Source organism: Pseudomonas sp. PGPPP1 (genome assembly GCF_002255865.1).
GTDB classification, from domain to species: Bacteria; Pseudomonadota; Gammaproteobacteria; order Pseudomonadales; family Pseudomonadaceae; genus Aquipseudomonas; species Aquipseudomonas cremoris.
The window spans coordinates 1-11,377 of record NZ_NKIG01000056.1 but is presented as its reverse complement, the minus strand read 5'-3'; the positions used below and the strand labels follow the sequence as shown (position 1 = coordinate 11,377).

Below are 11,377 nucleotides of genomic sequence, written 5' to 3'. Positions count from 1 at the left end.
CCCGGCAGGACGCCGGGTTAGCCGCGCTGGGCCAAGGATGGCCCATCGCGGCGGCCCACGCTCCAAAGCCGGAGTGAGGGCACACCGAGCCTAGGCGAGGTGCCGAGTGTTGGGGCAAGAGCCCTTTTGGTTACTTTTGGGGCTCTTTTCCAAAAGTGACCCGCCGTAAGGGCGGAACCCTAAGTAGCCGTTACCGCAGCAACGGATATGTACCCCATCACCCAACCTCCAACAACCGCCCCGGAATATCCGCCAACAAACTCCGCGTATACCCACTCCCCGGCGCCGTAAAAATCTGCTCGCAATCCCCCTGCTCAACCACCCTACCCGAGCGCATCACCACCACATGATCAGAAATCTGCCGCACCACCGCCAAATCATGAGAAATAAACAAATAACTCAACCCCAACCGCTCCTGCAGCTCCCCCAGCAACTTCAAGATCTGCCCCTGAATCGACGCATCCAGCGCCGACAACGGCTCATCCAACACCAACAACTGCGGCTCCAACGCCAACGCCCGCGCAATCGCCACGCGCTGGCGTTGCCCGCCGGACAATTCCACTGGTCGGCTCCCCAACAACCGCGCCGGTAATTCGACCTGCTCCAGCAAAGTCGCCGCGCGCTGTCGCCGCCAGGCCGCGTCGCCGATATCAAACGCCTGCAACGGCTCGCTGATGATCTGCTCCAAACTCAAGCGTGGGTTCAGCGACGCATAAGGGTTCTGATACACCACCTGGATCCGCCGTCGCAACGCCTGCCAATCGCGCCGCGACACCCGGCTGATATCTTGCCCGTCAAACAGCACACTGCCGCTGTCCAACCGCTCCAACCCCAGGATCAAACGCGCCGTGGTGGATTTGCCCGAGCCCGACTCGCCGACCAGACTGGTCGTGCCGTGGCGTGGCAAGTGGAACGACACATCGTCCACCGCCAACGGCCCCGGCTGGCGCCAGGTGGAGAAGTCCTTGCTCAACCCCTGCACCGTCAAAAGCGGCGTTTCATCAACCCGCACTGCACTCACCTGCCGCCGCTGCTGCACCAACAAACTCGGCGCTGCTTCGAGCAGTTGCCGCGTATAGGCATGCTGCGGCGCCTGGAATACCTGGCGCGCCGCGCCCGTCTCGACAATCCGGCCCTGATGCATCACCAGCAGCCGATCCGCCCGGTCCAGCGCCACGCCCAGGTCATGGGTGATCAACAACACCGCCGTGCCGCGCTCGCGGGCCAGGGTTTGCAGGCGGTCGAGAATCTGCCGCTGCACGCCCACATCCAGCGCGCTGGTGGGTTCGTCGGCGATCACCAGCGGTGGGTCGTTGGCCAGGGCGATGGCGATCAGTACCCGTTGGCGCATGCCGCCGGAGAGTTGGTGGGGATAGCCTCGCGCAACCCGTTCGGCCTCCACCAAACCGACTTCCCGCAGCAGGTCCAAGCTGCGTTGGCGCGCCAGCGGTTTAGGTACGCCGTGCAGGGTCAACGCTTCCACCAACTGCTGGCCGATGCGTTTCACCGGGTCCAGGGACAACGCCGGGTCCTGGGGTACAAAGCCCACGCTGCGCCCGCGAATGCTTTGCCATTGGCGTTCGCTGGCGGTGGTCAGCTCCTGCCCCGCCAGCCGGATGCTGCCGGATTCGATCTGCGCATTGCCCGCCAGCAACCCCACCAGCGCCGCAGCGGTGGTGGATTTTCCCGAGCCGGACTCGCCGACAATCGCCAGGATTTCCCCGGCCTTGAGTTGAAAATCGATACCTGCCACGCCTTCGGTGCGCCCGTCACGGCCGTGGTAGGCGATGCGCAGTTCATGTACATCCAACAACACTTGCTCGGTCATCTCGCAATTCCTTGATCCTGTTGCAACGCCCGCGCCAGTTGGTTGGCCGAGACCACCACCGCCGCCACCACCAGGCCCGGCAGGCTGGTGTACCACCAGGCGGAGATCATGTAGTTACGCCCTTCGGCCACCAACAACCCCCATTCCGGTTGCGGCGGCGGTGCGCCAAAGCCGAGAAAACTCAGGGCCGAGACCGACAGCACCGCGCTGCCGAACTCCAGCGCCGCCAAGGCCAACACCGGCGCGCTGGCGTGGGGCAGGATGTGTCGCACGATAATGGTCCACGGCCCCACGCCACAGGCCGACGCCGCTTCAACAAAGGTACTGGCGCGCCAGCGCAACACTTCACCCCGCACCAGGCGGGCGAAGGTCGCCACCGACGACAACCCCACCGCCAAGGCGATATTCACCGTGCCAAACCCCAGCACCGTGATCACCGCCATCGCCAGCAATAGCGCGGGGATCGCCATCAGCACTTCCACCAAGCGCATCAAGACGGCATCGACCCAGCCGCCGAAAAAACCGGCCAATACGCCCAGCACAATGCCGCTGAACAACGCGATCAACACCGCCAGTAACGTCGCGCGCAACGACAGCCCAGCGCCGTATACGGTGCGGCTGTAGAGGTCGCGCCCCAGGTGATCGGTGCCGAACCAATGCGCGGTCGAGGGACTTTGCAATGCGTTGGCCGGCACGCCGAGCAACGGATCGAAATGCGTAAACAACTGCGGCCACAGCGCCCAGCCGAGTACTAGCAACAACACGATCACGCCCAGCGGCAACAATGGACGCCGCCGCAGCAGCGTGAAATAACGCGGCCGTGGCAGCACGGCAGTCAATGCAAGGCTCATCGTGCGGCTCCGCGAATGCGTGGATCGAGCAAGGGATACAACAGGTCCACCAACAGGTTGACCGTGATGAATATCAGCGCCGCCAGCACCACCACGCCCTGCACCACCGGGATGTCTTGGCTGCTCACCGCGCCTTGGGCCAGGCGGCCGATACCTTCGCGCGAGAACACGGTTTCGGTGACCACGGAACCTGCCAGCAGCGAGCCGACAATCACCCCGCTGAGGCTGAGGATCGGGATCACCGCGTTATGCAGCACATGGGTCAGCAGCACCCGCAACGGGCTCAGGCCCTTGGCGCGCAGGGCGTCGACGAAGGGCAGCCGCGAGGTGGCCGCCAGCGAACGCGCCAACACCTGGGCGATCACTGCACTGGTGGGAATCGCCAAGGTGAGTGTTGGTAGCACCAACGAGGCCAGCCCCTGATTGCCCATCGCCGGGAACAGGTGCCAGCCAAACGAAAACCACTGCAACAGCAGCAACCCCACCCAAAAGGTCGGCAGCGACACCGCCACCGCCGGCAAACCGAGCAGTAAATCGCGCAACCAACGCTGGCGGGTCAGGCTGGCCAGCAGCGCCAGGCCTACACCCAGCACCAATGAAACCACCAATGACACCAGCGCCAGCGCCGCCGTCTTCGGCAATGCTTCAGCCAATGAGGCCGACACCGGCTGGCCACTCTGGATCGAGTTGCCAAAATCCAGTTGCACCGCATGCCACAACGCAATGCCGTACTGCACCGCCAGCGGTTCATCCAGGTGGTACTGCGCACGCAACTGCGCCACTTGCTGTTGGTTGACCGTGCTCTGCTCGCCGCTCTGGTTCAGCATGATGCTCACCGGGTCGCTGGGCAGCGCATAGAGAATCACGAACGACAAACTGAACGCCGCCCACAACACCAACAACGCCTGCCCGCCCCGGGCCAACAGGTAAAACGCCGCGCCTTTCATGGCTGCAACCAGGTGTCGAAGAATTGCAGGCGTGACGACGCTTCGTAATGCAGGCCCTGCACTTTCTTGCCGTGGGCCAACACCGTCGCCAACTCCACCAAGGCAATCGCATGGCCGTCGCGCAGCAGCAACTCACTGGCCTGGTCGACCAGCACTTGGCGCTTGGCGGTGTCGAGGGTTTCGGAGGACTCGCGCAACAACCGGTCCACTTCACTCGGCTGGCGTTGGTTAATGTTGTAACCCTGGGCGTAATACACGGTGCGCAACACGTCCGGGTCGGCACGGGTGAGGTTGAGGAAGCGCACACTGAAATCCCCGCCGGCCTGGATCGCGGTGACCTGGCTGATGGTGGACTTGTTCAACTGGAACTCGATGCCCACGCCCTTCAACTGTTGCTGCACCAGTTCCAGGATCGGCGTCTGCTGCCAGTAATCCAGGCGGAATGAAAGGCGCTTGCCATCCTTGACCCGCACGCCGTCGGCACCCACTTGCCAACCGGCTTCGTCCAGCAGTTTGCGTGCGCCGTCCGGGTCATAGGCCAACAGGCTGGAAAAGTCGCGGTACAGCGGCGTGCTGGTGGCCAGCAACGCAGTCGCCGGTTTCTGATAGCGCGAAATGATGCGCTGCAACTCGGCGCGGTCAATCGCCTTGCTCAGCGCCTGGCGCACCTTGATGTCGGCGAACAGCGGCGTCGATTCGTTCAGTGCCAGGTTGAATACCACACCGGGATTGGCACGGGTCAACAGCACCAGGCCTTGCCCTTCGATGCTCGGTTCATCCTGGGGTGCCACGCTGGTGTTCACCTCGATCTGCCCGGAAGCCAGGCTGCCCAGGCGCACGCCGGATTCGGGAATGATCAGGAACTCGATAGCGTCCAGCCAGGCCTTGCCCTTGTGCGCCGACAGCGATGAACCCCACGCATAGTCGTCACGGCGCACCAGCGAGACCTTCTGGTTATGCACGAATGACTTGAGCACAAACGGCCCCGAACCGACCAACTGACCCTGGCAGCGGTCGCCCGAAGGCAACGCCAGGTTGGCCGGCGACAACAACCCCAGGGTCATGGTCGAGGTGGCTTGGAGGAATTGCGCATTGGGTTGCTCGAACGCCACCACCACGGTGTGGCTGTCCGGCGTCTCGATGCTTTTGAGGCCCGCCAGGTAGGTCGAGCCCAGGATCGAACGCGCGCCCAGGGCCACGATGGCTTCCAGGTTGGCCTTGACGGCAGCCGCGTCCACCGGCGCGCCATCGCTGAACGTGGCGCCTTGGCGCAGCACGAAGGTAAACCGCCGCGAATCCGCGTCCACCTCCCAACGCTCGGCCAGCCATGGCACGATGTCGCCGGTGACCGGGTCTTGATCGGTCAGCGAATCCACCAGTTGGCGCCCCACGTTCAGCGCGGTGTTGTTGCCGGCCTGCTGCGGGTCGACGCACTGCGGGTCGCCGTCCAGCGCCACGCGCAAGGTGCCGCCGCTTTGGGGTGTGGAGGCATCCGCCTGGGTGACCTTGTCGGACGGCCCGCCGCACGCTGCCAAGAGCAACGCCAGCATCGCGACTGAAAGCTGCTTCATGTACGCGCTCCCTGATGACGGTTGGCGATATACGGCAGCCCAAGGTTCTCGCGCAGGGTCTGGCCCTGGTATTCCCGGCGGAACAGGCCACGGCGCTGCAACTCCGGCACCACGCCCTCGGTGAAGTCCGTGATGCTTTGGTGCAGCCCGGAGAACATCACGTTGAAGCCATCGGCAGCGCCACTTTCGAACCATTCCTGGAAGTCATCCGCCACGCTTTCGGGCGTGCCGATCAGGATGCGATGGCCACCCGCGGTGAGTTTGTTGAACAGCTCGCGCACCGTTGGGCGCTCGCGGCGGATCAAGTCGAACACCAATTTCTGCCGGCTCTTGTGGGTGTTGGTGTCGAAGTGCTCCGGAGGCAACGGCACCAGCGAATCGAACGGCAGCTCCGACAGGTCAAAACCCAGGCTGGTAAAGCGCGAGATCGAACTGAGGAAGGTTTTCGGGTCTTGCAGCTCCTGCAACTGGTCGTACTTGGCCTGGGCTTCCGCCTGGGTGCGGCCGATCACGGTGGACACCCCCGGCAGCACCTTCAGGTGCTCGGGGTTGCGCCCCAATGCAGCAGCGGTCTGCTTGATCTCCTGATAGAACGCCAGGCCCTGCTCAACCGTGTGTTGTGCGGTGAAAATCAACTCCCCTGCCCGCGCAGCCAGCCGCCGACCGGCGTCGGAGGACCCGGCCTGGGCGATCACCGGATACCCCTGCACCGGCCGCGAAGCGTTCAGCGGGCCTTGCACCTGGAAGTGTTTGCCGTGGTGGTTGAGCACATGCAGCTTGTCGGTATCCAGCCATTTCCCGCTGGCCTTGTCCTGGATAAAGGCATCGTCGGCCCAGCTGTCCCACAGGCCGGTGACCACGTCATAGAACTCTTCGGCGCGCTCGTAGCGGTCGGCGTGCTTAATGTGATCATCACGATTGAAATTCTCGCCGCCGCCCAGGGACGTCACCAGGTTCCAACCCACCCGGCCACCGCTCAAGTGGTCGATGTTGGCGAACTTGCGCGCGATGTTGTACGGCTCGTTGTAGGTGGTGCTGGCGGTCGCGATCAGGCCGATATGGCGCGTGACCAACGCCAGCGCCGGCAGCAGCACCAGCGGGTCCCAGCGCACACTGTTTGGCCCACGTGCCAGGGCCTGCAGGTCGAGTTCGACGTTCACCGAGTCATTGAAGAACAGCGCATGAAAGCGCGCCGCCTCAAGTTTTTCGGCGATCCAGCGGTAGTGCTCGAAGTCGCGGAACGAGTCCGTTGCGGCGCTCGGGTGGCGCCACGCAGAGCCCATGATGCCCGCACTGGGGATGAAGGCGCCGAGCAGGATTTGGCGGTCGTGTTGGCTCATGTCGCAGTCCTCATCAGAAGTTGTAGGTGGCGCGGGTGTACCAGAACGCACCGTAGGGATCGAACGGCGAGATGCTGCCGAACTTCGGAAAACCGTTGATATCGCCTTGGGGGAATGCGTTGTTGTCGGCCTTGACGTTGAGGATGTTGTTGGCGCCCACCGCCAGGTTCAGGTCCTTGGTGAGGTTGTAGGCCACCTCCAGGTCGGTCAGCCATTTGGCGCCGTAGGTCACGTCATAGGCGGGGTTGGCGTCGCGGGCGATGACCTTGTCATAGCGGGTCAGGCCGGCGTTGATGTCGAAGTTGTCGACCTTCCAGTTGGCGCTGAGGATCAGCTTGGTCTTGGGGTTGGCCACGGTCAGGTAACCCTGGGCCACGCGGTCGAACAGCACCAGGTTGCTGCCGGCGGCGGTGAGGGAGGCAGGCGTCGACTTGATGCTGTCGATGGTGGTTTTGTTGTAGTTGGCCGCGACGCCGTACTTGACGGTACCCAGGGCGCCGTAATCGACGCGGTAGTCGGTGACCAGGTCGATACCGCGCGTGGTGGTGTCGGCGGCGTTGGTGAAGTACTTCACCCGGTAGCCAGGGCGGAAACCGTTGGCTTGCAGGATCTGGTCAACGCCGGTGCCATACAGGAAGCCGGTCTGGGCGATGCGGTCACGGATCTCGATCTGGTAGGCATCCAGGGTCACGTTGGCTTCCTGGACCGGCTTCCAGGCAAACCCGACGCTGATATTGCGCGACTTCTCCGGTTTGAGCGCCTCCGCCCCCAGAGCCTGGCCCAGCACGGAATCAACCCGTACCGACTTGGCCTCGACGAACTGCGCCACGCCGTTGACCGAGGTGTACTGGTTGGCGGTTTGCGCATACACCGACTGCGACAGCGACGGTGCGCGGAAACCATTGCTCAGGGTGCCGCGCAAGGCGAACTCTGGGGTCAGGTCGTAACGCAGCGACAGCTTGCCGCTGCGGGTGTTGCCCGAGTCGTCGTCGTAATGTTCGAACCGCCCTGCCACGCCGACGTAGAGCTTTTCGGTGGGGTTGACGCCCACATCCACATAGCTGGCGTAGCTGTTGCGACTGGCCTGGCCTTCGTCTTCCGGCGTCAGGGTGATCGCGCCCTGCGCGCCTACCGCACCTGGCTGCCCGGCCAGTGGGCCGCTTGGGTAGATGTAGCCACCGTTGATGTACGACAGCGGGTTGCCGGACTCGGTCTTGTAGCGCTCATGCCGGTGCTCAAGGCCGCCGGAGATTTGCAGCGGCTTGCTCAGGCCCACGTCAAAGGCGCGGGTGAGGTCGAGGTTGTTGGTCCACTGGTCGAAGTAGTTGGTGTAGGTGGTGAAGTGGGTCGGGCTCGACGGGCCCAGCGACGCGTTGAGGGTGTCATCGGCACCGGCCACGCCCTTGTCGCGGCCAAAGGTCGAACTCAAATCCCAGTTCCACTCGGCGACCTTGCCCTTGCCACCGGCTGCCACTTGGTAGTCGGTCTCGCGCAGGGTGTAGAACGGCGCGGTGCCGTCAGGGTAGATCGACGGGATGATGTTGGTGGAGTTCGGTCGCCGGTAGTTCTGCCCACCGCGCGCATCGCGATTACTAAGGGTGGAGAACGAATACAGGGTCACATCGTCCAGCGGCAATTCGGCGTTGTAGGCGACGTTGATTGCCTTGATTTTCGGCAGGCCGTTTTTCTGCACGTCCTTGTCGTTGGCCTCGCGCGGGTCGGCCGAGCCGTCGGGCTGGCGGTAATAAAACGCGCCCGTCGCATCCCGCGCACGCACGGCGGTCTGCTGGGACTTGGCATCCAGGGACAGGTTGAAGAAGCCGTCATTGGGCAAGGCAAACCCGCTGTTCAGCGTCTGGCGAATGGTGCCGCCATCACCCTTGGTGTATTCGCCGTAGGAGGTGCTGACCGAGCCGCCATGGTCGTTTTGCTTGAGGATGATGTTGATCACCCCGGCAATCGCATCCGAACCGTATTGCGCCGAGGCGCCGTCGCGCAGCACTTCGATATGGTCGATGGCACTGACCGGGATCATGTCCAGGTCCACCGGGTTGGTGCCGTAGGCCGCCGTAGAGTCGAGGTTGATCACCGCGCTGTTGTGGCGGCGCTTGCCATTGACCAGCACCAGCACGTTGGAACCGTTGAGGCCGCGCAGGCTATAGGGCCGGGCGACGCTGTCGTTGGACGTGCCCGAGGGGCGCTGGGAAAACGACGGCAAGGTTTTCTGCAGCGCGGCACGCAGGCTGCTGGAGCCGGTTTTTTCCAGTTGCTGGGCGCTGATCACATCGATCGGCGCCGGGCTGCTGGTCACGGTGCGCGCCTCGCTGCCCCGGGAGCCGGTGACGATCACCGTGTCCAGGGTGTCATCGGTGGTGGCGGCATAGACCGGCAGCATGCTGAAGCCGGCGAACATCAGGGGTGCAAGTTGCAGGGTGGAACGGTAGGCAGTGAGTTTCATGGCAGGTCAACTATTCAGAATAGGGTTGAAGTCGTCGCGCCACAGCGGTCGTGCATCGACGCTCTGGCTAATCAAATGGTTTTGGTAAAACAGGTCGGCCACCTGCTGCTGGGAGTTGATGGCGTCGGTATCGATGCCTAGCAGGCGCGCCGGTCGGCTGCGCTGCTGGAACTGGCGCAGGTACAACGCGCGGTCGATACCGGTCAGCGCTTCACTGCGCTCGGCCCAGCGTTCGGGATGGGCATTGACCCAGTCCCAGGTGGCTTTCTCACGCCGCAAAAAATCGCCTACCTGGCTGCGGCGTTGAGGGTTGGCCAATACCTGTTGCGTGGTCGCAATCACGTAGTTGCCGGAGTAGTAGCGGCTCACGTCCGCCAGCAGCTCGCCGTCCATTTGGCTGATGGCTTGCAGGGCACTGATGCCGCCGGTGGCAATGGCATCCACATGGCCGTTGCGAAACGCGGTGAGCGCGTCCTGCACCGGCAGCGGCACGGCCTTCACATCGGCCAGGGACAAGCCGTTTTGCGCGAGCATGTTCAGCACGAAGTAGTGGGTGTTGGTGGCCCGCACATAGCTGATGGTCTTGCCCTTGAGGTCCTGGACCGTGCGCAGGCCGCTGTCTTTTTTCACCACCAGGCTGGTGTCGTTCTGGTCGCCTTGAAACAGCGCAACCAACGCAATCGGCACCTTGGCAATCGAGGCAAAAATCGGCGGGATCTCGCTCATGAAGGCGTAATCCAGATGACCGCTGCTCAAGGCTTCCAACACCAGGTTGGCGCCGCTGACGTCCACCCATTCCACCGGGTACGGCGTATCCGCCTGGCCGGCATCGGCCATGAACGACGCGGCCATGCCCTTGTAGCGCCAGACACGCAACGGTTCGGCGGCGTGGGCTTGACGGCCCAGCAAGGAGCCGGCTGCAAGCACGCCACCGGCCAGCAGCAATTGCCGTCGGGAAAGACTGTGCATGGTGGGCGCCTTAGTTGAGCAGGTCGGGTTCTTCAGTGCGGATTTGGTCCCACAGCGGCAGGAAGTTGAGCCAAGCGAAAAACTCGTGCCGCGCCCTGTCGATACCGCCTTCCAGTGCATCCGGCGCAGGAATCAACGGTGCACCCGCCGAGTGCGCCAGCAGGTGCACACGGGCGGTGTCTTCGGCGAGGATGAAACGCCAGGCGGCGCTTTCCACGGTCTCGCCGGTGACCCACAGGCCGTGGTTCTGCCACACCAGCAGGTTGTTCTGGGCGAAGGTTTCGACAAAGGCCTGGGCGACGATCTTGCGGTCTTGTTCCAAAGCGCCAGTGGCGGTGCGTAGGGCGTGGCGCGGGAAGATCACCTGGTCATCGAGGAACGCGCCGGACTCGGCGGTGATCGGGTCAAACAGGCGGCCCAGCGACGACCACACTCGACCGTGGAAGCCGTGCAGGTGGGCGATGCCGACCACTTCAGGGCGCGCCTGTTGCAAGTCGTGGTGCAGTTCCAGGGCGCTGGTGTTAAGCAGGCCTTCGCCTTCGACGACTTGGCCGTTGCTGTCCACACGCAGCAGGTGCGAGACGGTGATTTGCGAGAACGGTACGCCCAGTGGGTTGATCCAGTAGTGGTTCGGGTGCACCGGGTCACGGGCGGTGAAGTGCCCTGCCACGCCGACTTCGTAGCCGAGGCGGCCGAACAGGCGGTAGGCGGCGGCGAGTTTTTGCTTGCGGTTCACGCGTTCTTGCAGGGGGTCGTCCAGCTTGGGCACTGCGCCCAGGGCCAGGCGGTTGTTGTCGTAGGGCAAGGTGTAGATGGTTTGGGGGAACAGTGTGGAATGGCTCATACGGTGACCCTGATCATTTTTTTTGGGCGAGCGAATCCGTGGCTCGGCTTGGCCGGCGGTGGAAACGCAAGGACGGTGTGGCGGCGGGTTAAGCGGTCAGGTTGTCATGATCAGGGGGCCCCTCGCAGTTGGGTTGGGTCGGTGCTCACCTCCACCATGCGAGGGGTCGGGTCGAGTGTGTTGTCTCTGTACTGAAAGGTATTCGTCTAAGAAACGTCTGTAAAAGGCTTTGTAGTCATATGCTAATAATCAGGATTTTTAATATTTATGATTTTTATGATCAGAGAATTGCATTTTTTTAGGTTGGGTTGAGTACATATCCGTTGTTTGGGTAACGGCTGATATGGGTTCCGCTCTTACAGCGGGTCACTTTGGAAAAGAGCCCCAAAGTAACCAAAGGGCTCTTGCCCCACCACTCGGCACCTCGCTTAGGCTCGGTGTTCCCTCACTCCGGCTTGAATCCGTGGGCCGCCGCGATGGGCCATCCCTGGCCCAGCGCGGCTAACCCGGCGTCCTGCCGGGTTACCCACGGATTCAAGCCTGCGTTCGGCCAGCGTGGTTTAACGGGG

At 63.1% G+C, this 11,377-nt stretch carries 8 protein-coding genes; all 8 read right to left on the bottom strand.

Annotated elements, in window-relative coordinates; translation table 11 throughout:
• Window positions 1–217: 217 nt before the first annotated feature.
• The 8 genes from CFE47_RS30480 to CFE47_RS30445 are packed head-to-tail and all read right to left on the bottom strand — an operon-like array spanning window position 218 to window position 10,808.
• Window positions 218–1,828 (bottom strand): dipeptide ABC transporter ATP-binding protein, encoded by a 1,611-nt coding sequence (locus CFE47_RS30480; RefSeq protein WP_286842820.1) that lies wholly within the window; start codon window positions 1,826–1,828, stop codon window positions 218–220.
• The gene (locus tag CFE47_RS30475) at window positions 1,825–2,679 is read right to left on the bottom strand and encodes an ABC transporter permease (protein WP_286842818.1); all 855 of its coding nucleotides are present in this window, start codon (window positions 2,677–2,679) and stop codon (window positions 1,825–1,827) included. Before CFE47_RS30475 ends, CFE47_RS30480 begins: the two co-directional genes overlap by 4 nt.
• Window positions 2,676–3,626: an ABC transporter permease gene (locus CFE47_RS30470; RefSeq protein WP_185704328.1), complete on the bottom strand. Its 951-nt coding sequence runs from the start codon at window positions 3,624–3,626 to the stop codon at window positions 2,676–2,678. The genes CFE47_RS30475 and CFE47_RS30470 overlap by 4 nt, the downstream gene beginning before the upstream one ends.
• Complete coding sequence (locus tag CFE47_RS30465) at window positions 3,623–5,197, bottom strand: ABC transporter substrate-binding protein (RefSeq protein ID WP_286842815.1); 1,575 nt, start codon at window positions 5,195–5,197, stop codon at window positions 3,623–3,625. Before CFE47_RS30465 ends, CFE47_RS30470 begins: the two co-directional genes overlap by 4 nt.
• The gene (locus tag CFE47_RS30460) at window positions 5,194–6,537 is read right to left on the bottom strand and encodes an LLM class flavin-dependent oxidoreductase (protein ID WP_185704324.1); all 1,344 of its coding nucleotides are present in this window, start codon (window positions 6,535–6,537) and stop codon (window positions 5,194–5,196) included. The genes CFE47_RS30465 and CFE47_RS30460 overlap by 4 nt, the downstream gene beginning before the upstream one ends.
• Before the next feature lie 13 nt (window positions 6,538–6,550).
• Window positions 6,551–8,995: a TonB-dependent receptor plug domain-containing protein gene (locus tag CFE47_RS30455; RefSeq protein ID WP_185704322.1), complete on the bottom strand. Its 2,445-nt coding sequence runs from the start codon at window positions 8,993–8,995 to the stop codon at window positions 6,551–6,553.
• A 6-nt stretch (window positions 8,996–9,001) separates the two neighbouring features.
• Window positions 9,002–9,964: an ABC transporter substrate-binding protein gene (locus CFE47_RS30450; RefSeq protein ID WP_286842812.1), complete on the bottom strand. Its 963-nt coding sequence runs from the start codon at window positions 9,962–9,964 to the stop codon at window positions 9,002–9,004.
• A 10-nt stretch (window positions 9,965–9,974) separates the two neighbouring features.
• Window positions 9,975–10,808 (bottom strand): class II aldolase/adducin family protein, encoded by an 834-nt coding sequence (locus CFE47_RS30445; RefSeq protein ID WP_185704318.1) that lies wholly within the window; start codon window positions 10,806–10,808, stop codon window positions 9,975–9,977.
• Window positions 10,809–11,377: the final 569 nt, after the last annotated feature.